This is a genomic window from Neobacillus muris (assembly GCF_943193175.1).
Classification (GTDB): Bacteria; Bacillota; Bacilli; order Bacillales; family Cytobacillaceae; genus Neobacillus; species Neobacillus muris.
On sequence record NZ_CALPDF010000019.1, the window covers coordinates 50680 to 75687 of the forward strand.

General features: G+C 41.8%; 14 protein-coding genes, 15 tRNA genes and 2 rRNA genes. 4 read left to right on the top strand and 27 right to left on the bottom strand.

Annotated elements, in window-relative coordinates:
• Positions 1-149: 149 nt before the first annotated feature.
• Genes NFS43_RS13575 through NFS43_RS13585 form a run of 3 tightly spaced genes read right to left on the bottom strand, consistent with a single transcriptional unit; the run spans position 150 to position 3247 of the window.
• The gene (locus tag NFS43_RS13575; RefSeq protein ID WP_251552212.1) at positions 150-1154 is read right to left on the bottom strand and encodes a zinc-dependent alcohol dehydrogenase; all 1005 of its coding nucleotides are present in this window, start codon (positions 1152-1154) and stop codon (positions 150-152) included.
• A 21-nt stretch (positions 1155-1175) separates the two neighbouring features.
• Entirely contained in the window at positions 1176-2231 is a 1056-nt protein-coding gene (locus NFS43_RS13580; protein WP_251552213.1) for a dihydrodipicolinate synthase family protein, read from the bottom strand.
• Complete coding sequence (locus NFS43_RS13585; protein WP_251552214.1) at positions 2231-3247, bottom strand: NAD-dependent epimerase/dehydratase family protein; 1017 nt, start codon at positions 3245-3247, stop codon at positions 2231-2233. The genes NFS43_RS13580 and NFS43_RS13585 overlap by 1 nt, the downstream gene beginning before the upstream one ends.
• Positions 3248-3491: 244 nt before the next feature.
• On the opposite strand from NFS43_RS13585, the gene NFS43_RS13590 reads away from it, so the two are divergent.
• A complete protein-coding gene (locus tag NFS43_RS13590) occupies positions 3492-4850 on the top strand; it encodes a nucleotidyl cyclase domain-containing protein (protein ID WP_251552215.1) in 1359 nt (452 codons plus the stop codon).
• A 72-nt stretch (positions 4851-4922) separates the two neighbouring features.
• On the opposite strand, the gene NFS43_RS13595 is transcribed toward NFS43_RS13590, so the two are convergent.
• The 5 genes from NFS43_RS13595 to NFS43_RS13615 all read right to left on the bottom strand — a co-directional run bounded on the left by NFS43_RS13595 (position 4923) and on the right by NFS43_RS13615 (position 10409).
• Positions 4923-5822: a Gfo/Idh/MocA family protein gene (locus NFS43_RS13595; protein WP_251552216.1), complete on the bottom strand. Its 900-nt coding sequence runs from the start codon at positions 5820-5822 to the stop codon at positions 4923-4925.
• A 27-nt stretch (positions 5823-5849) separates the two neighbouring features.
• Positions 5850-6665 (bottom strand): carbohydrate ABC transporter permease, encoded by an 816-nt coding sequence (locus NFS43_RS13600; RefSeq protein WP_251552233.1) that lies wholly within the window; start codon positions 6663-6665, stop codon positions 5850-5852.
• Positions 6666-6689: 24 nt separating this feature from the next.
• The gene (locus NFS43_RS13605) at positions 6690-7646 is read right to left on the bottom strand and encodes a carbohydrate ABC transporter permease (protein WP_420910332.1); all 957 of its coding nucleotides are present in this window, start codon (positions 7644-7646) and stop codon (positions 6690-6692) included.
• A gap of 153 nt (positions 7647-7799) precedes the next feature.
• Positions 7800-9068 carry a sugar ABC transporter substrate-binding protein gene (locus NFS43_RS13610; protein ID WP_251552217.1) on the bottom strand — a complete coding sequence of 423 codons (1269 nt, stop codon included), beginning with the start codon at positions 9066-9068 and terminating at the stop codon, positions 7800-7802.
• Between the two features lie 261 nt (positions 9069-9329).
• On the bottom strand, positions 9330-10409 hold the full coding sequence (locus NFS43_RS13615) for a GNAT family N-acetyltransferase (RefSeq protein WP_251552218.1): 1080 nt from the start codon (positions 10407-10409) through the stop codon (positions 9330-9332).
• Between the two features lie 303 nt (positions 10410-10712).
• On the opposite strand from NFS43_RS13615, the gene NFS43_RS13620 reads away from it, so the two are divergent.
• From NFS43_RS13620 to NFS43_RS13630, 3 genes are all read left to right on the top strand, one after another.
• Positions 10713-11294 carry a YesL family protein gene (locus NFS43_RS13620; RefSeq protein ID WP_251552219.1) on the top strand — a complete coding sequence of 194 codons (582 nt, stop codon included), beginning with the start codon at positions 10713-10715 and terminating at the stop codon, positions 11292-11294.
• A gap of 166 nt (positions 11295-11460) precedes the next feature.
• Positions 11461-13062, top strand: coding sequence for an FAD-dependent oxidoreductase (locus tag NFS43_RS13625; protein WP_251552220.1), 1602 nt, complete (start codon positions 11461-11463; stop codon positions 13060-13062).
• 327 nt (positions 13063-13389) lie between these two features.
• Positions 13390-16440 carry an FIMAH domain-containing protein gene (locus NFS43_RS13630; protein ID WP_251552221.1) on the top strand — a complete coding sequence of 1017 codons (3051 nt, stop codon included), beginning with the start codon at positions 13390-13392 and terminating at the stop codon, positions 16438-16440.
• Between the two features lie 119 nt (positions 16441-16559).
• Here NFS43_RS13630 and NFS43_RS13635 read toward each other — a convergent pair whose 3' ends face one another.
• The 19 genes from NFS43_RS13635 to NFS43_RS13725 all read right to left on the bottom strand — a co-directional run.
• On the bottom strand, positions 16560-20540 hold the full coding sequence (locus tag NFS43_RS13635) for a carbohydrate binding domain-containing protein (protein ID WP_251552222.1): 3981 nt from the start codon (positions 20538-20540) through the stop codon (positions 16560-16562).
• 563 nt (positions 20541-21103) lie between these two features.
• The gene (locus NFS43_RS13640; RefSeq protein WP_251552223.1) at positions 21104-22060 is read right to left on the bottom strand and encodes a tRNA dihydrouridine synthase; all 957 of its coding nucleotides are present in this window, start codon (positions 22058-22060) and stop codon (positions 21104-21106) included.
• A 408-nt stretch (positions 22061-22468) separates the two neighbouring features.
• Positions 22469-22550 (bottom strand) — tRNA-Leu (locus NFS43_RS13645).
• 6 nt (positions 22551-22556) lie between these two features.
• A tRNA-Cys gene (locus NFS43_RS13650) sits at positions 22557-22630 on the bottom strand.
• Between the two features lie 8 nt (positions 22631-22638).
• Positions 22639-22713 (bottom strand) — tRNA-Gly (locus NFS43_RS13655).
• A 7-nt stretch (positions 22714-22720) separates the two neighbouring features.
• Positions 22721-22792 (bottom strand) — tRNA-Gln (locus NFS43_RS13660).
• A 38-nt stretch (positions 22793-22830) separates the two neighbouring features.
• A tRNA-His gene (locus NFS43_RS13665) sits at positions 22831-22906 on the bottom strand.
• A 10-nt stretch (positions 22907-22916) separates the two neighbouring features.
• Positions 22917-22990: transfer RNA gene (locus NFS43_RS13670), tRNA-Trp, on the bottom strand.
• A 9-nt stretch (positions 22991-22999) separates the two neighbouring features.
• Positions 23000-23084 (bottom strand) — tRNA-Tyr (locus NFS43_RS13675).
• A 29-nt stretch (positions 23085-23113) separates the two neighbouring features.
• A tRNA-Thr gene (locus NFS43_RS13680) sits at positions 23114-23186 on the bottom strand.
• 14 nt (positions 23187-23200) lie between these two features.
• Positions 23201-23276 (bottom strand) — tRNA-Phe (locus NFS43_RS13685).
• 6 nt (positions 23277-23282) lie between these two features.
• A tRNA-Asp gene (locus NFS43_RS13690) sits at positions 23283-23359 on the bottom strand.
• A gap of 3 nt (positions 23360-23362) precedes the next feature.
• Positions 23363-23436: transfer RNA gene (locus NFS43_RS13695), tRNA-Met, on the bottom strand.
• A 159-nt stretch (positions 23437-23595) separates the two neighbouring features.
• Positions 23596-23671, bottom strand: a tRNA-Val gene (locus tag NFS43_RS13700).
• 4 nt (positions 23672-23675) lie between these two features.
• Positions 23676-23750, bottom strand: a tRNA-Glu gene (locus tag NFS43_RS13705).
• 11 nt (positions 23751-23761) lie between these two features.
• A tRNA-Ser gene (locus NFS43_RS13710) sits at positions 23762-23852 on the bottom strand.
• Positions 23853-23858: 6 nt separating this feature from the next.
• A tRNA-Asn gene (locus NFS43_RS13715) sits at positions 23859-23933 on the bottom strand.
• A gap of 11 nt (positions 23934-23944) precedes the next feature.
• A 5S ribosomal RNA gene (gene rrf, locus NFS43_RS13720) occupies positions 23945-24061 on the bottom strand.
• 258 nt (positions 24062-24319) lie between these two features.
• A 23S ribosomal RNA gene (locus tag NFS43_RS13725) occupies positions 24320-25008 on the bottom strand; the annotation flags it as partial.

A 25008-nucleotide genomic window follows, 5' to 3' on the forward strand; every position in this document is an offset into this window, starting at 1 on the left:
GTCCATATAGCGGAAAAAGATCCGGGGCTGCCCAAAATGTAAAGAGGTCAGGCACCACACTGCAATATATAGAGGTATTTTGAAAAAAATCGTTCTATGTATTGGTTTAAAGCGTGGAGTCATACCTCTTAATGGACAGCCCCATATACTTATTTATAATGGATTAATTTTGTTAGGGTCGTAGATTGCTTATTCAATAATTTTTCAAATTCCTGCGGGGCAGCGTCAAATTCTACTACTTCTGATATAAATGGTTGAACATTTATCCGCTTTTCGTAGATTAATCGAATATATTCCGCCACATTCCGGCCTTCTGTCCAACGAACATATTCATATGGATAATCAATCGCTGCTTTTTCATAGACGGCATCATACCTGCCTGGACCGCCCGCTCTAGAAATAAGCAGCTGGGCTTCTTTCCCAAACATCAAATCTCTCGGAAAGTCTGGTTCAAGATCACCGACAATGACTGCTTTTCCTTTATTGCGAATCCATTTCAAGCATTCACGCGTCAATGGTGACCGGCTGCCTCCAGCGCATAAAAGAACCGCATCGGCACCATGAGAATTTGTTTCAATCTGAATCGCCGCTTCCATTTCTTCTACTGCCGTAAAGGCTTTGATGTTTTCTTCTTTCATCATTTCCACTCGGTTCTCGCTTAGGTCAAGGGCAATGACATTGTAGGCAGCAGCATTAGCGATCTTCGCAATCAATTGTCCTAATACCCCTAATCCGACAATGACAATGGTTTCGCCAAATTGAAGGTTCGCAATGCGAAGAGCATGAATCGCAATGGCGCCTAGTCCGCCTAATGCCGCTTCTTTTGGATCAACCGCTTCCGGAACTTTTGCAAACAGTGTTTTCGGAACGAGTAAGTATTCATCATGATGGACATATGGGGCACCATAGCATGCAACCAAATCGCCTTTTTTTACATCCGTGATTTCACCACCGCATTGGATCACCTCACCCATTGCACTATAACCAATATGTGATTGCTTATTTTCACTATTTGCTAGAATGGTAAGCTCAGTTCCTGGTGAAATAACGGAATACATCGTCTTAACTAAAATATAGGATGGCTTACCTGCCAAGCTCGGAACGTCATCCTCAATGATTTCAATTCTCTTGTTGTGTGCGACAATCCTTTTCATTTGAAATCCTTCTTCCGTCGATTATTTAGCAAACCACTTCGATAGATTTGCTTTTACAAATTCATCATCATGCAGATGTGGATAGCTAGCATACACTCGGTCTAACTCCTCCGCCTGTCCTGGACTCAACACTTCATGATCAATAAGACACCAATTTCCTTTTAACAAGCCCTGTCTTGTTAATACTTCGTTAATCCCTGCAATACTTCCTTTAAATCCATTTCGTGAATCGAAAATTGCCGCATTTGCATCTGTTATTTGTTGGCCAAGCGTTAGCAGCCCCTTTGGAGTCGCTGCACCATTTTGCGCCTTCTTGATTTCTTCAAAAGTCTCAACCACCCGTTTTGTCCAGACCGACCAATGTCCAAGCAGGCCTCCGACGATTTTCTTTTCTGCCTTTTTCCCTTCGATTTCGAATTCGAAAGTTGTGAGCAAATCATTGACGATATTATCATCGTTCCCAGTATATAGGGCAATTTCCTCATTGCGTGGAGAATGGCAAACTGCACGGACCACATCGATGGTGCAATAGCGGTCAAATGGTGCAATTTTTATTGCATGCACATTTGGAATCGAAGCAAATCGCTCCCAAAATTCATATGAGAAAATTCTTCCGCCCACTGCTGGCTGTAAATAGAATCCGAATAGCGGAATGATTTCGGCTACCTTTTCAGCACGCTCAAGTAATTCTTCCTCAGACAGAGATTTTAGCCCCCCCATACTTAACAGCCCTAAATCAAAGCCAATTCCCTTACTAAATGATGCTTCCTTGACCGCCTGTTCAGTCGGTCCGCATATCCCTGCTACCTTAATAAAATCCTCAGCGGCATTGGCACGGATTGTTTCTTCAATGGCAAGGGATAATACTTTTTCATAAAGATTAAATTCAGGCTGGCGAATTTCAAACTGCGTCGTATGAACCCCAACCGCAATTCCCCCAACACCTGCATCAATATAGTAACGAGTTAATGCTCTCTGCCCTGCTTCATCCAGCTTGCGGTCTCGTGACAATGCAAGTGGATGAGCTGGAATCACTGCGCCTTCATGAAGCTTTCTTTTAACCGCCTCCTTCAGCATTAAAAAGCACCTTCTCTTTCTTGGAAATGTGTTGGTTTGTTAATGGTGTGTCCATCACTGATCACCCAATCAGCAATCAAATCGAGCATTTGTTGAATCGATACCCTTGGATAGCCAAATAATTTGTGGGCATGGGAGGCATTGTTTAGTAAGGCAGTTGGACTCTCTGTATTCATAAATAAAGGTTCCTTACCCATTCGTTTGCCGAATTCCTTGGCCAGCCATCTAACGGATAGTGTTTCTGGACCTGTTACATTCACGATTTGCGGCGGATAATTGGTATGCAATAACGAGCGGACTGCGTACTCATTCGCATCACCCTGCCAGATCACATTGACATTTCCCATCGTTAAATCGATTGGTTTCCCTTGATGGACTTGTTTCGCAATTTCAAGCAGAACGCCATATCGCAGATCAATCGCATAATTCAATCTAAAAAAAACCATTGGCGTTTGATGCTTTTTGGAGAAATAAGTTAGGACCCGTTCCCTACCCAAGCAGGATTGTGCGTATTCTCCAACCGGATTCGGAACAGTATCCTCTGTACAATCGTTACTTAAAACATTTGTTAATGGATACACATTTCCTGTTGAAAAGGCAACAATTCGTGAGTCTTTAAACTTCCCTGCGATGCGGCCTGGAAGATACGCATTCATCGTCCATGTATAATGCTCATTGCCAACTGTTCCAAATTTCGTTCCGGCCATATAGATGATGTTCTTTACAAAAGGAAGATTTTGAAGATCCTCTTCCTCCAGAAGATCCGCTTGGATCGTCTCAATTCCATAACTCTCTAATTCTTCTTTTAACCTTGCATCCGTGAATCGAGCGACACCGATGACCTTTTTCGGGAGACCCGCCTGATCAACAGCCCGCTTGGTCATTTTTGCTAAGGTCGGACCCATTTTCCCACTAACACCAAGTATCATAATGTCACCATCGAGCTTTTGAATATCTTGAATCAATTCCTTGCTCGGGACTGTCATAAAATCCTCTAATTCCGCAATCGTTTTCATGAAAGAATCCTCCTGGTATCTTTTTTTTGGATTATTAAAGGTAAAAAGTTCTATTTTTTCAAATTACTAGTTAAGTTTATTTTATAGATGGGTTTATTAAAAGACAAGTCACTTAAAGGTCTTTTAATAACAGCCGATTTTTCAACTAAAAATATTGTTTGACAATTACAAAAATTACTCTTACTCTAGTAATAAGATTATATAAAGACATTTCTTTAAATTGTCTTTTAATGGAGATGACATGATGAAAACAAACCAATTATCAGACTATGGCACTGAAATCATTATTGGCATTGTTGGTCCGCAAGCACTTGAGAAGGAAATCATGAAAGCGCTCGAAGCCTTTCCAAATTTTCGTCCCATATTTCTTCAGACAACACCATCAACGATTGATCACGAAGACATTTCTGCCTTGATTGTAAAAGTCGAGGTTCTGTTGTTTTTGGAGTTCCCTACCTATTTTAAAGCGAAACAGCTAGTGAATATCTCAATCCCCGCACAATATGTACCTTTAATGGGAACTGGCCTTTATCGCTCCCTATTCCTGATTAAAACCCAATATGAGTTTACCCATTTCTCTATCGATACGGTCGAAGAGAGATACATACAACGGATTCTTTATGAACTAGGTGAAACCAAGTATGCTTGGAAATCATTTTTCCCAGATTATGAGCAGGCCGATTTTATCGAATCCATTGTTACCTTCCACCAGAACAACCATCAAACCAATGGCTCTATCGCGATTACTGGCATTCAGGAGGTCTCATTAAAGCTTTCAGAATTGGCCATTCCAAATGAATGGGTAACTCCCACCTATCAGGACTTAATCGTTTCCCTCGAACGTGCTCTGCTTGCAACCGAAGCCCGCAAAAACAAAGAATCGCAAATCGTATTTGGGATTATTGATATCGATAAATTCGACAAGGCCACTGAAAAATATACAACAGAGCATGAAGTCCAATTGTTTAAGCTTAAATTCCAGCAAATGATGTTGAATTATACAAAGCTATTAGATGGCCACTTAATCAATTCCGGAGGCGAGGAATTTTCATTCATCACAACTCGCGGCATTTTTGAAAGAGAAACTCGCGGTTATAAATATATCCCCATCCTAAATTCGGCAAAAAGTGAGCTTGGGGTAACGATCAGCATTGGTGTTGGCTTCGGACGCTCCGCAGCTGAAGCCGGCAGCCATGCAAGACTTGCGCTCCGTCAATCAAAGGAATTAGGCGGAAATGTCTGTTACATCGTCCGTGAGGACCAAAGTGTGATCGGGCCTGTTGACATTATCACCGATACCCAATATGAAAAATATGACCTGGCGATCACAGATGCTGAACTACTCGAAAAAGCAGAAAAAGCAGGAATGTCTGCTGCTTATATGACGAAGTTAATGGCACGTGTGGCTCGTCATAAAAAATATGATTATACCGCCCAAGAGCTTGCCACTACATTGAATATCACAACAAGAAGCGCACATCGTATTCTATTGAAATGGATGGACGCAAATTTGGTGGATATTGTGGGGGAAGAAAAAATCACCTTTAAAGGAAGGCCAAGACGAATTTACTCGCTTAGCTTCATCATGGATGACCAAAAGTAACCAAATAAGGATGTAACGGCGGGATCATTGATATCCCGCTGTTTCCTATATGTCTCCTGCCCCATATATCACTCAAAGATACACCCTGCTTCCAGTCTCCCTGCTTTCATTTGCTGCTTCAATAAAACGAATGATTTCCAGCGTTTCCCCTATTGGCACAATCGGTTTGCCATTTCGCAAAAACCGCAAAATCTCTTCAAGCAAGCTGGCATAAAAGGGCTTTGCGGAGGAATGAATGGACACATACTCATTTCCTTTTTCAAAATGGATAACCGCACCGAAATGATCATTTCCGCTTCTATTCCCTCTTGCCGTACCGATTCTGCCGTCTCCCCATTTGGAAACAATCAAATCCGAATCCTGGTGAAAGATTGCCATTACATCCAGTGCCCCCCTTCCTAAGATCGTATAGAGCATTTCAATCGTATGTATTCCGTACCAAAAATATCCTGTTTCGACATCAACCATTTCCATTGGCCCAAAACAATCTGCACCAATCATCCTGCCTTTATCCTTTATGGCAAGAGCTCTTTGTAGGCTTTCTGCAAAGCGTAAAGCAGAGCAGCTCATAATTGGCGTCTGAAATCGTTCTGATAGTGCTGCTATCTGGGCCGCATCCACTGAACATAAACATAATGGTTTATCAATGAAGATTGGTTTCTTAAAAGAAATCAGTCTGCTCACCTGTTCCAAATGATCCCTGCCATCGACAGACTCTAGTAATATGGCATCACATCGTTCTGCCACCTCTTCCAACGTATCTGCTATTTGTACGTCATATTGCTCCACTTCCTTGGTAATTCCCTCAATCCGGGAGCGGCTTAACGCAAAATCAGCTGATCCGGCTGGACAGGCCATCACAACCCTTCCCCCTTTCACACGAAAGGGGTTAGCCGGATCATTCAGTAATTTTGTAAAAGCAGCCGCGTGTGAGGTATCGAGCCCAATCATCCCAATATTTATCGTCTCCATATCTTCTCTCCTCTAGAAATCAAAAACTTATTTTAAACCTGACAGCTGAATGCCTTCGGTAAAATACTTCTGGAAGAACAAAAAGATTAAAAAGGTTGGGATAAAGGAAATAGTAGCCCCTGCCATTTCAATACCAAAATTTCCTTCCTTGTTCAGTGTTGATGCTAATCCGACTGTGATCGGGAACATTTTTTCATTTGTCATATAAATTAAAGGCTGAAATAAGTCATTCCAGTTACTTACGAAAGCGAAGGTTCCTACCGTTGCAACGGATGGGAATGCTAATGGCATATAAATTCTGCGGAAAACCTGAAAATCATTGGCTCCATCCATTCGGGCTGCTTCCTCTAATTCCATTGGAATCCCCTGCATAAATTGGCGAACTAAGAAAACGCCCATAATCGCCCATAGCTCCGGAACAATTAATGATTGGTATTCATTGATCCATTGAAATTTGGAGAACATAATAAATTTTGGAATGATCAGCAATTGGGATGGAATCATGATAACTGCCATGAATGTCCAAAAAATAATTTCCCTGCCGACAAATTGCTTTCTAGCAAATATATAACCCAATATTGCAGCAAAGAACATTTGTGAGAACACAGGGATAACCGTTACAACGATGGAGTTAAAGATCCAGCGCAGGAAATTGTCATTTCTAAATAGATAGGCAAAGTTACTCCATGACGGATCCGTAGGAAGCCAAAATAAAGGATCCAATGCTGCATACGTCGTTACTTTAAACGAGCTTAACACCATGATTAAAAATGGAAGGAGAAAGCAAAATCCGAGGAAGAACGTTACAAGATACTTTAGTATTTTTTTTAACAAGAAGTTCATCTCCCTTACTATCACGCTCATCTCTTAATAAATACTTTGATCATTTCCAAAATATTTCCTCTGAATAAGCGACACGATTAAGATAATCACGAATAATACGTATGATAATACCGCTGCATAGCTGAAATTCAGGTTAGTGAAGCCAATTGTATACAGATAATACACAATAGTACTTGTCGAGAAGTTAGGTCCGCCATTTGTTAAAAGAAACGCAGAGTCAAAGATTTGGAAGGAACCAATTGTCGTAATGATTAACACATAGAAATGAATGGGTTTTAGCAATGGGAACGTGATCATCCAAAACTGTTTAAATGCTGAGGCCCCATCGATTTTTGCTGCCTCATACATATCCTTAGGAATGGACTGCAGCCCTGCAAAATAATAGATCATGGTACTGCCGGAGACTTTAAATATACTCAAGCCAGCCAATACAATTAGTGCCTGCGAGGAATCTGATAGGAATAATTGGGTGTCAATCCCTAAAAAGCTTAACAAGTAGTTAATAAATCCTGATTCCGTCCCGGAAAAGAGCCATTCCCAAATCCCTGCCACCACAACAAACGATGTCACCACAGGAAGGAAAAAGATCCCTTTAAAAAACTTCGTAAAGCGAATTCCTGATTTGATCACGAGTGCTAATATCAAACCTATTGCCATGGTAGGGACTATATAATAGAAGGAAAATAAAATCGTATTCCAAATGGATTTCCAAGCAATTTCATCCTGGAACAATTGCTTCCAGTTTTGCAGGCCGACGAATTCAGAGGTACCGATAATTCGATAATGCAGGAATGTTAAGAAGAAACTATAAACAAATGGAAAGACTTGAAAGATAAGAAAATGGATGAGAATGGGAATGAGAATGATATAGACGAGAGCATTCTTTTTCCATTCATCCTTAATCCTTTTTAGTAAAGGAGCCTTTACCTTTTGTTCATGTAATAAAGGCACCTTGGTATTCTTTTCTATGACCTTATCCAAGCAATCACCTTATTTCTATTTTTGATAAGCTTGCTGCATGTATTGTTCATTCAAGGAAAAATGAATAATTGACATGTAACAAAGGGGTTTTTCAATTAATAGAGAGCTTTATTCACAATGGAATAAAACTCTCTTATGAAAGAAGCTATTGGTTTATGGTTTAGCTAACTCAGCTTCAATCTTTTTAGCTGCTGCATCTGCTGCTTCTTTAGGAGTTTTTTCTCCTGCCATCATAGATTGTACCTCAGCCTGAATAAATGGCATGATCGCACGTCCCTTTGGATGAATTACACCTGGTAATGCATATTGTGTATATCCTGATAGCTGATTCATATATTCATTTGAAGCAAAGATATCCTTTGCCGCTTCTTGTGTCGGGATATATTGAGTGACTGTATTAAAGATCCGCTGGTTATCAGTATTTGTAACAGCTTTTACAAATTCAGCTGCTGCATCAGGATTATCACTGTTTGAAGGAACAACAAACATTCCTGTTGTACCATAGGTTAATTGTTTTTTATCCTTTAATGGCGGTGCAATGGCAAAATCAAATTTACCTTCTTTTTGGAGCATCGTAATGTCAATGCCTGATCCAAGAACCGCCATGATTTTACCGCCAAACCATAATTCATTTTGGTTGCTTGCTGTAATGGAATCCTCAGGAATGTATTTGTTTTTATACAGGTTATTAACCATTTCGAACGCTTTTACACTATCAGCACTGTTTATCAGGACTTTATTATCCTCTGTCACTACATCCCCGCCAGCCTGCCAAATCCATGGATAGATCGTTCCGTTCATCGATCCGCCGCCGGCATATGATAATGCATAGAAATCTTTTTCTTTCGCTTTAGCTGCCCATGCTTCAAATTCTTCCCAAGTAGTTGGAAGCTTAGATGGATCTTCCCCAATTGCTTTAACCACATCAAGGTTATAGAAAAAGGTGTAAGCCTCTTGTAAAATTGGCAGGCCGTATTTCTTGCCCTTCCAAGTAGTAGATACTAATGAAGATTCTACAAATCCGTCAAGATCACTATCTTTTAAATAGGGGTCTAATTCCAGCAGCATTCCTGCATCTGCATATTGCGGCATTTGGTCAGGAATTGCATAGAATACGTCTGGACCATTATTAGCCGCTAATGCAGTTAAAACCTTTTGATCGCGATTTGCCCAAGGAATGGTCTCAATGTTAACTTTTACATCAGGGAAGTCTTTATTATAATTTGCAACGATTTCTTTCCACATGTCTTCTTCTTTTTTCGCATCACTTGTATAAGGATGTACCCAGACAGTTATTTCTCCATCAACTTTTCCATCCTCTTTGCTTTCCTTTGATGTGGTCTTTTCATCATCGCTGCAGCCTGCAATAAATATGCTAAATGTAAACAATAGTACGATAAACCATAAACTTTTCTTTTTCATTTACACAATCCCCCCAGATTAAGTTTTTTACGAGTTCCAAAAGACTTATTACCCTATGATTTTTTTCTTTGGTCCCCTCCTTAAAGCGTCCCTCTTTGTTTGTTTGATAAATGGATGGCGTTAACAAACGGATATTAAAAAGCAGTATCCTTTAAATCTTATTACCTATATTCTAGTTTTTTTGTAATATTGTGACAAGTCTATAAAGCGTCTTTAAATCGAAGGACTCCCAAAACTTATTTCGTAACACCCAGAACTTGTTTACACATAGTTCAGCCCCTGTGGAAATGGAAATGGAATCGGAAAAATTTCCTGTAAATAGGAATCTGCCTGTTTGCTTCCTTTATAGATCAGCTCTTCAACTTCTTCGTTTTTCATCTGGACAGAAGTATCATGATAGGAAAGTTTTTTATGATTTTCATCTACAGTTGAAATCTCAACTTTCCCTTCTAAATATGGACGAAGCTGCTTTAACAGCACCTCCAAATTGATAATCTTCATTGTTCCTGGAAATAGTCGTTCTGCCTTCTCGTACGGCTCTAACTGTTGGACAAGCTCTGTTTCATAAGCAGGAAGATTGAAAATCAACGAATGTATCCCGTATGTAAATGCTTTTCCAACTAAACTCTTAATCACCCCAGGTTCTCCGCCCCATTCAATCACACGAGACTCCGCCTTCTCTTGCTCATCGTAAGGGACTCCGAACACTAAAAATGCCCGAACCTCCTGATTCTTTTCTGCTATAAGGACCTTATGATGATTTTTAAAAATACTTGCGTACCCTGCTGACTCATTAAGGAGAGCCAGTTCATATATACTTTGTTCATATCGGATACACCGATTTTGGCTTATCCTTCTTAAATCAAACCAGTCAAACTGTTGAAGCTCCCTTATTGTATAGCCATCATTCACTTGGATGTCACCTTGGTTTAGTACATATTGTTTCATTTTTCCATAATAGCTGCAGCCTTGTTTGATGTAGATGGGCAAATCGCCTGAAATGAACAGTACAGACGCACCTGACCGATTGACATGCTCAAAAATCATTTCTAATAATGCATTAGCGAATCCTCTTCTTCGATAATCAGGCTCTGTACAAACTGCCCCAATAGAATAGGCCTGTACTTCAGCCTTCTCGATATGAACAATCGACGGAACTAATCCGATAAAAGAAACTAATTTCCCATCAATAAAGGCACCATATGATTGATGCAAGGCTGAAGAAAATACCTGAGGGAAGGCAATTCCCATCGATACATGACCTTCCTTCCGAAACACCTTATCCGCTAAATCAATCGCCTGTTGAAAATCTTCTTTTTCTAGTAATCGATACTCTGCCATTTGTTTCACCTCTATTTCTTAATCTTCTTGTCTTTCTTAATTGATCCACTTAACAAATTTACTCAAGCCAAAACCATATCACCCCAAAAAATGTAACCGCTTAATTTTTTGAATTATGCTATAATACAACTAATCTTAATTCTTACTTTCTATTTTATGGCATTTTTATAAACTGACAAGTCTATTAAATGTCTTTAAATAACTTACCTTACATTCTTTTTTCAACCATTTGATCATTCATGAAATATTAATGAGGTGACGTATTTGGGCGGCTGGGAGAAATTTAATTTCTTTGCAACGTGGATGTTAAAGATTGCATATCTAAATATCCTTTGGATTGTCTTTACCGTTATAGGGCTGGGGCTATTTGGCCTATTTCCTGCAACTGGCGCCATGTATATCATTGTCCAGCAGTGGCTGCGAAAAGAACCAGTAGATAAGGTCTTCCATACCTTTTGGATAGCCTATAAAAAAGAGTTTATATCCTTAAATAAATTCGGTTTATTTTTCATCATAATTGGCTATATGTTGATCTATGACTTTATGTTTTTACAAATGAATGGTTCATCATTACCATTTATGATCCCTGTAATCGGATTTATTGCGATATCGTTTCTCGTAACGCTGCTATATTTCTTTCCTGTCTATACTCAATTTGACATGAAATTCTTTCAATATATTAAACAATCTTTTATGATTGGGGCAAGTTCCTTTCTGGAAACACTTCTTATGTTGGCTGCCTGTATGGGCCTTATGATCATCGTGCGCTTTATTCCTGGGATTATCCCCTTATTTACGGGAAGTGTTTTAGCCATAGCCGTCACATGGTGCAGCAATCGCGCTATTCACAAAATTACCGGACGGAAAAAGATGTTACCCAATTAATCAATATCCGAAAAGAGTGGCGGTGCATATCGGCACTCTTTTTTTTGCCCCAAATTTTAGCGGGTAAAGACTTAAAGACTTATAAAAGTCTTGATTATTCCGATTATTCTTTTACACTTTAGGGTGAAGTTCTGAGCAATGTATCCCATCCCTAGGAGGTTATCAAATGGATTTCAGTCAATTGCATTATTATGTGTCTATGCCTGAAGCAACGGAACCAATAGCAATTAAAAGGGATTTAATCATATATGGGGCAACCCCCGCTGGCATCACAGCGGCTATTTCAGCAAAACGAATGGGCCTGTCTGTTATCATCGCTGAATTCGGCGGCCATATCGGCGGAATGACAGCCAGCGGGCTCGGTGCCTCTGATAGCGGTGCAAAGGAAGCAATTGGAGGTTTAGCAAGACAATTTTTTCAGGAACTAGGAACCTATTACGATACAGATGAGCAATGGACCTTTGAACCAAAGGCAGCCAACTATGTTTTTGAAAAATGGCTGAAAAATGATGAAATTGAAGTTATTTTCCATCAACATTTACTGGAAGTAAAAACCGAGAATTGCAGGATAAAGGAAATCACCATGGAGGATGGCACGACCTATCTAGGCGGCTATTTCATTGATGCCAGCTATGAAGGAGACCTGCTTGCCAAAGCAGGTGTCACGTACTTTGTAGGCAGAGAATCAAATGCCACCTACAAGGAGACCTATAATGGAATCCAATTTGGGCATCCCCATCATCAATTTAAGACATGGATTGACCCTTATGTCGTCGAAGGAGATCCTTCAAGTGGAATCTTGCCAGGGATAACAGAATCTAGCCATGAAACGCTTGGCTATCAAGGACAAGGAGATCAGCGGATCCAGGCCTATAATTTTCGCATTTGCTTAACGAAAGACCCTGCTAACCGTGTCCCTTTTCCTAAACCGCCTTCCTATGACCGGGACCGCTATATAATATTGCTGCGCTATATCCATGCCGGGGTATGGGACGCGATGAATCTTCATAAGATGCTGCCCAATGGAAAAACAGACTTGAATAATTATGGGGGCTTTTCGACTGATAATATTGGGATGAATTACGAATGGCCAGAAGGAAGCTATGAAACTCGGGAAAGAATTTTCCAAGATCATTTTACATACACTCTTGGCATGCTTTATTTTCTTGCTAATGATGAGGATGTTCCTCAAGTGATTCGCCAGGAGGTCAATGAGTGGGGATTAGCTCGTGATGAATTCGAAGAAACGGGACATTGGCCGCATCAGCTCTACATCCGCGAAGCGCGAAGAATGATTTCTGATTATGTGATGACAGATCACAATTGTTTAGGGGACACCTCAGTAGAGGATTCTATTGGCCTAGCCTCCTACCAAATGGATTCGCATCATTGCAGGAGATTGATCATTGACGGCCGGGTTTATAATGAAGGAGATGTGGAAGTGCCGATTGCCCCCTATCCGATTTCCTATCGTTCCATTCGTCCGAAAGCCGGGGAATGTACGAATTTGCTCGTTCCAGTATGTTTATCGAGCTCCCATATTGCCTATGGTTCGATTCGCATGGAGCCTGTGTTCATGATCCTTGGCCAATCTGCCGGAACTGCAGCGGCTTTAGCTCATCATCACAGCATAACGGTTCAAGACGTTCCTTATGAACAGCTGAAAAATGCGCTAGAGGCCTGCGGCCAAGTACTCCAGTGGGATGAGTCTATTGAGGATGACCCCATCCAGCGAATGAAATCTACATTTGGAAACAATAGCATTTAGATAAAAGGGCTGCATTTCTTCTTTGAAGAAATGTGGTCCTTTTTCCTATTAACCGTTTCCTCCTACTATTGTCCTAAAAAAATTATAGACATTTTAAAGACTAGTCACTTTCTATAATCTGTAATTGAAATCAGAGTTTTCTAATAATTACGCATATTTTTTTGCATGCATCCTGCACATAGAAGGTAATTGATTAGAAAAAATGGGGGTGAAATAGAAAAGAAGTCTACTTGATTCATTCGCCGTTTGCAAGTGTGTGTATGAAGAAACAGGTAAAAGTGCTCAGTCTTTTCAACTCAAATCAATGAAGCCAGGAGGAAAACTAAATTGAAAAATATTCGTAAAAGATTTATTATCGTTTTTCTAGCTGCACTTTTAGTCGTACCCTCTTTTCCCTTTATGCAGCAACCGGCCACAGCAGCTGCTGCGAATGATGGCTGGACAGAAATTCAGGTTCCAAATGGTGATTTTGAAGCTCCGCCAGCTTCAGCTGCCGATTTGCCATCATGGCTATATTGGACTGGCGGCTACCGGACAGGTATGTCCATTTCCGACAATACTGCGTTTTCGGGTAAGCAAAGTCTAGCAGTAAATAATAGCGGTGTTGTCGGCTTATTCAGTCAGGAAATACCGATAAAAGAAGGAAATCAATATAAATTATCAGCACAGCTTTTTGTAGAAGAATTCAAAGGCAAGCCGGGAATATGGCTGCGTTGGACAAATGACAAGGGAACCATCATTGCCGATAATCCACAATATTTTGACGTTTCCAGTTTGAATCAGTGGCAAAACATCGAGATCCAGGCAACAGCACCAGCTGGTGCAAAAGGGTTAAAAATCTTTATCTATCAATCATCTACTGCGACGATGAAAGGATATTATGATGATGTAAAACTATTTGAAAAGGAATCAAACATTCTAGATTTCCCTATCGAATTCGGAGAGACGATCAATCATGGTCCTGCCGCATTGGCAGCACAGTCTCAAGGTGTAGCCATTGGCGATGGTGAACTATACTATGCAACAAACGGTGCACCAGCCACATTTTATGCAGCTGATGCGATAACTGGCAAGAAAATTTTTTCACAAAGCCTACCTGGAAATGATGTCGTGTGGGGAATGGTGATTGGGGCAGATGGCAATGTGTACTTTGCTGGTACACAGAATGGAATTCTCTACAGATATCTTGTGAAGGAGCACCGGATTGAGCAGCTTGGAAAAAACCCCTCTGATAATTGGGTTTGGCAGCTAGAAGCTTCCCATGATGGAAAAATCTATGGCGCAACCTATCCAAATGCAAAGGTGTTCGAATATGATATTGAAACAAGTCAATTTACTGATTTAGGTACATTCTACGAAGGTCAACAGTATGCACGCGGACTTGGTATTACCGATGAAAGTCTTTATGTCGGCACAGGCACGACTGCTTATTTAATGAAAATGGATTTAAAAACAGGTGAAAGAACTGAAATTCATCTGCCTATTACAGGCGTCTCTACACAAATATCGAATATTTGGGAATATGGAAATAATATTTTTGTAGCCTATGGAACTTCCATGGTAACTATCGACAAAGCCACAGGCGAAGTAATGAATACAATGGATTGGCAGGATGAAGTTACCTTTGATGGGCTGATCTCCTCACCATCTCCATATGATGAAAACATTATTTATTTTATTAATAAAAATACACAGCAGCTATGGACCTACGATATGAGAACACATGAAACCGCTAAGGTAGAGCCAACTGTCCAGCTTCCTGCTACACCTGCTAAAGCCATTCGCTGGATTAAAGATGAAAGCGGTAAGGATGTATTGGCCATTTTACATTATCAGCTTGAATATTCCATTTTTGATCCAACAACGAATACTGTATCAGTCAGTTACCCTGAAGTGGATATGCAAGGGCTGTTAATGCAAAGCTTAGAAATCGGGGATGACCAAAAAATTTACATGGGCGGCTATCAAGGCTCCTTCGGCGTCTTTGATACATCTACGGACAAATACATCCTCCAGGAGCGGGATCCTCACCAAATTGAAGGAATCGGCTTTTTAAATGGGGATGTCTATCTAGGCACATACGGCGGAGCCAGAATTTTCAAATATGATCCAGACCTGCCATTTGCCTACTCAGATGGCGGGAGTGGTGATAATCCTGAGATGGTTTATGATATGGGCGATGATCAAAGCCGGCCTTTCACATTTGCATCAGGTGAAAACAAGCTCTTTGTTGGCACCATATCAGATTACGGAAAATTAGGCGGCGCCTTTAGCATTTATGATGCTGCAGCCGATGAATGGAAAACCATCCGTAACATCATCCAGAATCAAAGTATTATTGGATTGGCCTACCATGACGGCACAGTGTTTGGTGGATCCACTATTTCTGGAGGGCTGGGAATTGAGCCTACCGAGCCAGTCGCGAAAATGTTTGAATATAATGTTGAAACGGGTTCACATGATGTGTTCGACCTCCATGTTGAAGGATTAGCAAAACCAGAAATGATTGGTGAGTTATCGGTTGGCCCTGATGGAAACATTTGGGGTGCTGCGTGGGGCTTAGATGATAAAGGTGCCTACAACTCAGTGGTCTTTGCGATGAATCCAGATAATCGTGAAATTGTTAAAAGCACTCAGCTTTATAAGGGAGAAAACAGAGGCAGTGAATGGCGCCCATTCTTCATTCGCTGGGATAATCAAGGCTATCTCTACACAACAGCAGGGCGCAAGCTGACAGTCATTGATCCCACAACAATGAAAATGAAGCAATTGGTGACTGGCACTGTTCAACTCATGGACGTAGATCAGGAAGGTAACGTCTACTATACCGCCGACCAAAATCTATACCAATTACCTGTCAAGCTGCAGAATGGCTCATTAGCCGTCAAAGATGATGTCATGCTGCAAGGCACTGCACAAGACCTCAATGCAGCCGTAACTTTAGTAAATGGAAACAACATTGATTTAACAGGTGCAGACATCAAATGGACCAATTCAAACCCTGATGCCGCTGTGATTGAAAATGGAAAAATAATCGCCAAGAACGCAGGAACGACTGAAATATATGCAAAGATATCTTACAATGGCGGAGAGGTCACAACAAATGCGATTACCATTACAATCCAAGTCAGTACGGCTTCATTGAATGACCAAATCCTTGCTTTTGAAGAAGCTGGAAGCATTCCTCATTCACTCACTAAGCAGCTAGGAAATTCATTAAAACAAGCACAGCACTTCTACCTAAAAGAAAATCCGAATCAAGCTGTGAAGTTTCTTGATGATTTCCGCAAGCATTTAGATCGGAGCACAATTGATCAAACAATTAAACAAACCTTGCACAGCAACGTCGATTCGATTGAGTCCGAGTTTACAAAATAAGCATAAAAAAGGTTTTCTGTGTGGGGACAGAAAACCTTTTTTCATGTTTCCAGCAACCGTGCTAGAGTTTTTATCCACTGGTTGTGTCTTAATGTACTTCACTAGTGGCAGGATTCACTTTATATCCTTCTTCTACGAGATACTGCATAAAGTACTACGCCCACACTAAAGAAGAGTAATCCTGCAAAAAGATTCGTATAGATTGTGGTTGCAGTGTTTGGCAATATATTGCCTTGTTGATTACCATTACTTGGACTTTTCTCATTACCTGGGTTTTTTCCTTCGCCAGGGTTTTGGCTGATGTTTGGATCTTCGCCATCACTTGGGTCTTTCCCATCACCGGGATCTTCTCCCTTACCTGGACCTTCTCCATCACCTGGATTTTCTACGCCTGACCATGCGATTGTATAGGTTAACGTTGAAATTCCATCAAGTCCGGTTACAATGATTTTCGTTTCCTCAGAAGAATGGACGACGTCAATATCTGCACCTGATTGAGCGGCCACCACTTGAATATTTTCCGTTGGATCATATGGAACAGTGTATTTTCGTTTTCCTGGCTGGAAGCCTTCCATTGCTTTTCCATCAATGTTAATCGATGATAGGGTGGCATCTGTCTCAGGTACTGGTATTTTATAAAGCTCGCTTCCTACAGCATAATAGATGCTTCCATCCACTCCCACCGTCATGCTGTTCATGAAATCCTCCACAAGCACTTTGTAATCGAGGGTTTCTGGGTCAATCACAATTAGACTGCGGGATAATGTTGTGTAAAGCATTCCATCTGGCCCCCATTCAAGACGGTAAGGGAACCATTTACTGCTGTTATATAGACTAGGTCGAATGACTTTACTATCAATGACTTCATACGTTTCTGGATCCATTTTGAAAATGGTTCCTTCAACAGCCCCCCATAGATAACCATCAGGGCCGATTGATAAATCACCAATCATACGCGGAGTGACATCGATTCCTGGAATTTGCGGGGTAAATTCGGCAATCTTTTCACCTTTTTCTACATCCCACACAAAAATTTTGGCTTCCTCCGCTTTTGGATCAATTCCTAGTCCACCCCATATAGACGTTCCTCCAAAAAGTTTCCCGTCATGATAGGCTAGACTAATAATACTTTGATCCTGAACTACATTTCGCTGCTGCGTCCATTCCTTAGTCTCATCATCATAAATGGCAAGAACACCACCTAATACACCATAATCAGGGACAGTTCCAACAAAAAGCTTGTTATCCCCTGATGTAATCGCAAAGGGCCGATCCTGTTCGTCTTGAATATCATATGCAAGCATTGGATTGCTATTTAAATCAACTGGCTGTGTCGGATCATAGCTGTACATAATAGCCCCTACATACGTTCCAAAATAAGCGTTATCTCCTAAGAATCCAATCCCTTCTGGCTGGGCAAATGAAGAAATATTCACTTCGATTTCATCGCTAAACGGATTATAAACACTCATCCCGCGCTGATATCCACCCATATATAGTTTTCCATCTGGCCCAGTTTCTAGTGATTGGATTGCTACTGCTGTTGCGGCCAGATCTAACGCAACAAACGATAAAGAATTCATCCTTGGATTATATTGCATGTACTCGCCATATTGTGTAACAAACGCCAGTACTGTTTCACCACTAGCTAACGTTATCCAAGCCATATCCTTAACCCTTGGCGTATCAGGAAGGATTGGAATCCCCTCAATTAACGTCTCTTTGTTCAAATTTAAATCATATTTGTACAATTGTGTTCCATTTTTATAATAAATCATATTTGGCTGATTGGGGTCTGGTTCAGAAATCATATTACTAAATTGGAACGAACCTTCTATTTTCATAGTCTCTGGATCAACGACCAGCATATCAATGGTTGAAACAGCCACAAGCAGCTTCCCGTTAACCGCCCATACATCCTGAATCATTCCATTTTCGCCTGATTGCCCGTCTAAAATAAGCTCCTCTTTTTCACCGGTATGACGATTAATCTTATACAGATGCTTCGTTGTCCCGATACCCACATAAATATAATCACCATCAACCATTAAACCACGGGCATAGTCCTGGTCAGTGACAGGCCCTAAATCTCTGAAAGTACCAGTGTAGATATCATATTCGAATAGGCCGGCACCTGGATACGTGGCACCATAAATTTTTCCATCTGGCGCCGCCTCAATATCCCAAACCCAAGCTTCAGAAGGATTTGCTCCCAGGTCTTGAACTTCTTTTAACGCTGGAACATAACGATACAATTTCCCATCTGCTGTACCCGCAAAGTACACATTCTTGTCAGGGCCGATGGTGATCGCCCATACGGCTTCTGTATTAGGAATGACTTGAGAAAACTTTAGCTTTCCCGTTTCAGCATCTAATACTGAGAACGTTCCTGGATGACCGTTGGAATGATAATAGACCTCGTTTTCTCCTAAACTATTTTCTTGAATGGCACCAGCTTGTCCTAGTTGAACATGAACCATTTCTCCTAGATTAATCGGAGCCGCATATTCACGATCCAATTGGGAATCATCTGTCACTTTTTGAAAGGTAACATCATCAAAATATACCTCTGTAAAACTGATGCCCCCAGAATATAATGCTAGTCTTGCATATGCTGCATTTTCAGGGACAACACTAAATACCTTTAAATCAATCCAATCATTTTTCGGAAGGTCTCCATTAAGCTCTCGATCCTCTGTAATGCTATTATTATTTTCATCGAAATAACGAATTTCTGTCACGACATTATGTGTCTGACTCACTGTATTCGCATATACCGTTAATAAATAAGAGCTGCCTGCCTCAACTGCAATCTTATCACTTAAGGCACTTACGCCAGCTTGGTCAGTAGTATCTAGTAAATGTAAGCTTTGCACGCCGCTGCGGGCTCGATCCGTGCTAATTTCAATACCTGGCCCTGCAAATTCTGAAGCCCAGCCAGGAATCCTTCCCTCTTCCACGGGAGATTCAAAATCTGGGTTCAGCACTTCAAGGTTAATATTCTCTTCAGGCGGCGGCTCCTTCCCACTGCTTTCAATCGTTACATCATCAAAGTATGCTTCAGTAATCGAAGGATGTCCTGAGTTGAAACGAATCTCAATTTGTGTGGCACCCACTGGGACGTCAAAAGGAACCTGAATTTCGGTCCATTGATTCGTTCCTAAATCTGCAGCCTGGAAGTTAATAAAGGCAGCCGTTCCCACCTTTTGCCCCGCTTCATTATAATAGTGAACCTCAAAGCCAATACTCTGTGACTGGCTCACCACGTTCACGAAGGCTTTGGCTGTATAGGATTCTCCTGGTGTTACAGAAATCTTTTCACTTGTTACCTGCAGATTCCCTGGATTCTTGCTATTATCATCCTTGAAATATAAGCTTTTGCTTCCAGTATGAGTTCTCTCTTCACTAAATCCGATAGTAGTAGATGGATTGTTTGTAACCAGACTCCATCCGGGAATCACCACCTCCTCTTCAAAGGATGCGTTTACCGGTACTATTTCTGTGGAGTCGGAATCCTTCACAATTTTCACATCATCAAAATAGGCTTCAGTATGTGAAGGATGACCCGAGTTAAAGCGGAGCTCCACCTGTTTTGCATCCTCTGGAACGGTGAACGGCACACTGATCTCAGTCCACTGGTTTGTACCTAAATCTGCTGCTCGGAAATTAATAAAGGCAGCTGTTCCCACCTTTTGCCCTGCTTCATTATAATAGTGCACCTCAAAACCAATACTATGTGTCTGGGCCACAACATTGACAAATGCCTTCGCAGTATACATCTCCCCTGAAGTAACGGCTATCCTCTCACTTGTCACCTGTAAATTTCCTGGATTATTGGCATTGGAATCGTTAAAATATAGGCTTTTTGTACCAGAATGCACCCGTTCTTCACTAATTTCGATACTGGTAGATGGATTACTCGTTACAAGACTCCAGCCAGGAATGATAGAATCTTCAAAACTTCCATTCATGACTTCTTTAGAAACCGAATGAACATCTAATGTTTGTGAATATGAGACCGTATATGGTGCAAATATACTGAAAATAAGTGTAAAACAGAAAAAGACCACCAGCTGTTTCTTCATTTTTCGTTTTTTCATTCGTAACCTCCTATTTTTTGGCGTTGTTCATTTTTGAGTAGTATATGGACTCCCCCTTTCATTACGATCAAAAACCATCTTTTTCGTGACAGTACAGGTCCGCACCCACTACAAATCAAATTTCTCCAACGAAGGAATGACAAAATGTGAGAAAAACGCCCAATTTTTTCCTCACTCTGTTTTATTCCACTATTTGCAACAATCTCCTTTTGATAGGCATTGTCGAGAATGTGACGTAAAATGGTCTAACGATTGAAGAATAAAAATATAAGTAGATAAGCAGTTTTATATAATATTTTTTTAATAGATTGACAATTTTTATTCCGCCAGATACGTTACTAAATAGTAATACCTTATACCCCGATGGAAATCCAATCCATATTGTGTGTAAAAGAGCAAAGTGAATTTTTATTCAATCAAACTCTTTCAACAATCGAAATGAACTCTATGTGTGGATCGGTCAATAAAAAAGCGACTTGGACGGTTTCATTCCAAATCGCTTTTTTATTCGTTAATAATGGTGGACAGTGTCACAACATTCTACTGGCTGCGTCAACATTCCTTCACTCAAAGTGGTCTAGCATGGCACGCACTTCATCTGTTGTCTTTGTGCTCATCAATTGATTTCTTAATTCACTCGCCCCTCGAAATCCTTTAACATAGATCTTAAAAAAGCGATGAAGAGCTGTGAAAGGACGCAGCTCTAATTCTTTTGAATATTGATCATATAGATCAAGATGCAATCTCAAGAGATCAAGCAATTCCTTACTGCTATGTTCTTTCAGATCTGTTTCAAAGGCAAACGGATTTTTAAAAATACCACGCCCAATCATGATCCCATCCACGCCATATTGATCAGCAAGTTTCTGGCCGGTTTGACGGTCAGGAATATCCCCATTGATGGTCAACAGTGTATTTGGTGCTATCTCGTCACGAAGCTTCTTGATCTCCGGAATCAGCTCCCAATGAGCATCTACCTGGCTCATTTCCTTTCTTGTGCGCAGATGAATAGAAAGATTTGCGATGTCCTTTTCCAATACATGTGTCAGCCAGTCACGCCACTCGGCAATTTCCGTGTAACCAAGCCGTGTCTTCACACTTACCGGCAAACCTCCCTCTTTTGCTGCCTGAATGAGATCTCCAGCGACTTCCGGGCGGAGGATAAGGCCGCTTCCCTTCCCTCTGGATGCTACATTCGGTACAGGGCAGCCCATATTAAGATCCACACCTCTAAACCCCAATTTCGCCATACCCATACTCATTTGTCTGAAGAATTCAGGCTTATCCCCCCATATATGGGCTACAATTGGTTGTTCATCATCTGTAAAAGTCAAACGCCCACGCACACTCTGCTTTCCATCTGGATGACAATAACTCTCCGTGTTTGTAAATTCTGTAAAAAACACATCGGGTCTAGCTGCTTTACTTACGACATGGCGAAAAACAACATCCGTCACTTCTTCCATTGGTGCAAGTATAAAAAATGGCCGTGGCAAATCACGCCAAAAATTATTTATCATTCAAGTTCAAATCCTCTCACTAAGGGATAATGAATCAAACTCTTTCCCCAAAATTTAAAAACAAATATGTTCTTGATTCTTTTACACTTATACCACGCTTAAGCACTTTTTATCAAACCATAGAAAATTTTAAAGATTAGAAACTTTACTATTAACAAATAAAAGGTACAAAGAAAAAACAAGTGAAAAGGCAGTTCAGATCATCGCAGTGGTTTACCTTGGCAAACTCCATCGTGGAAAGCGCGTTACTACTTCTAGCCATTATTATTCCTGGTTGTACTGGTTCGTATGACACCATAAGGAACATGCTTCATGAAATAGGACTTTCCAGGAAATAATCATATTTATATAAAACAAAAAAACTCCCAATCAATTGAATAGGAGCCTTCTCATTACTGCCTTTTATGATACCGGTGGTCGGGGTCGAACCGACACTCCAGAAGGAACACGATTTTGAGTCGTGCGCGTCTGCCAATTCCGCCACACCGGCATATGATGGAGGCGGCAACCGGATTCGAACCGGTGGTAAAGGTTTTGCAGACCTCTGCCTTACCACTTGGCTATGCCGCCAATATACATGGAGCGGAAGACGGGATTCGAACCCGCGACCCCCACCTTGGCAAGGTGGTGTTCTACCACTGAACTACTTCCGCACAAAGACTGGGCTAGCAGGATTCGAACCTACGAATGACGGAGTCAAAGTCCGTTGCCTTACCGCTTGGCTATAGCCCAATAATATGATATTGTTTAGTTTAATTTCAATAAAATAATGGGGCGATTGATGGGAATCGAACCCACGAGTGCCAGAGCCACAATCTGGTGCGTTAACCACTTCGCCACAACCGCCATTATCAAATGGCAGGGGTAGTAGGAATCGAACCCACACCAAAGGTTTTGGAGACCTTCGTTCTACCTTTAAACTATACCCCTATAAATGGATGGTGGAGGGGGACGGATTCGAACCGCCGAACCCTGAGGGAGCGGATTTACAGTCCGCCGCGTTTAGCCACTTCGCTACCCCTCCACATATATATTCAATTTGCCAGCAACAAGTGCCGACGAGAGGAATCGAACCCCCAACCTACTGATTACGATTCAGTTGCTCTACCTATTGAGCTACATCGGCATAGCAAAAACTAATGGTGGCTCAGGACGGAATCGAACCGCCGACACAAGGATTTTCAGTCCTTTGCTCTACCGACTGAGCTACTGAGCCAACATATGGCGGTCTGGACGGGACTCGAACCCGCGACCTCCTGCGTGACAGGCAGGCATTCTAACCAACTGAACTACCAGACCGAATTGCGGGGGCAGGATTTGAACCTGCGACCTTCGGGTTATGAGCCCGACGAGCTACCGGACTGCTCCACCCCGCGATAATAAGAAGTATTTAGTTTGTCCATGCTCATAACCTCACGGACTGTATCAATCTCAGAAAGCTTATTCAAGCAGCAGTTCGATTGATACAACTCGGAGTTGATTCATCGAAGCAACGCTCGTTGCTCCACCCCGCGATAATAAGAAGTATAAAAATATGGTGGAGGATGACGGGATCGAACCGCCGACCCTCTGCTTGTAAGGCAGATGCTCTCCCAGCTGAGCTAATCCTCCATGATGGTGACCCCTACGGGATTCGAACCCGTGTTACCGCCGTGAAAGGGCGGTGTCTTAACCGCTTGACCAAGGGGCCAGAATATATAATGGCGGAGAGCAAGGGATTTGAACCCTTGATACGCGGTTAACGTATACACGATTTCCAATCGTGCTCCTTCGGCCACTCGGACAGCTCTCCATTAAATGGCTCCGCAGGTAGGATTCGAACCTACGACCGATCGGTTAACAGCCGATAGCTCTACCACTGAGCTACTGCGGAATATTGAAACCGCCTGGCAGCGTCCTACTCTCACAGGGGCTTTCGCCCCAACTACCATCGGCGCTGAGAAGCTTAACTTCCGTGTTCGGTATGGGAACGGGTGTGACCTTCTCGCCATCGCCGCCAGACTATTTATTCGACACTATCTTATTATAATGTCTTTTTCATATTTTGCAAGAGGAAATTTTATTTTTTTTCATTCTCTCAAAACTAGATAATCAGAAGAAACACACGCAATTACGAGTTCTCTTAAAAATTGACTTGGCTAGCTGCGGCTCCTAACTTCTCGGCCGTTTCGATCCGTCCCTGCAAATCCAAAGTACGGGATTTACAGTGCCGGCTCTCCAACGTCTGTCGAAGTTGAACAGTCGCCTCCGCTTTTCGTTTTGGTTAAGTCCTCGATCGATTAGTATCAGTCAGCTCCACACGTCACCGCGCTTCCACCTCTGACCTATCAACCTGATCATCTTTCAGGGATCTTACTAGCTTGACGCTATGGGAAATCTCATCTTGAGGGGGGCTTCATGCTTAGATGCTTTCAGCACTTATCCCGTCCGCACATAGCTACCCAGCGATGCCTTTGGCAAGACAACTGGTACACCAGCGGTGCGTCCATCCCGGTCCTCTCGTACTAAGGACAGCTCCTCTCAAATTTCCTGCGCCCACGACGGATAGGGACCGAACTGTCTCACGACGTTCTGAACCCAGCTCGCGTACCGCTTTAATGGGCGAACAGCCCAACCCTTGGGACCGACTACAGCCCCAGGATGCGATGAGCCGACATCGAGGTGCCAAACCTCCCCGTCGATGTGGACTCTTGGGGGAGATAAGCCTGTTATCCCCAGGGTAGCTTTTATCCGTTGAGCGATGGCCCTTCCATGCGGAACCACCGGATCACTAAGCCCGACTTTCGTCCCTGCTCGACTTGTAGGTCTCGCAGTCAAGCTCCCTTGTGCCTTTACACTCTGCGAATGATTTCCAACCATTCTGAGGGAACCTTTGGGCGCCTCCGTTACTCTTTAGGAGGCGACCGCCCCAGTCAAACTGCCCACCTGACACTGTCTCCCACCCCGAT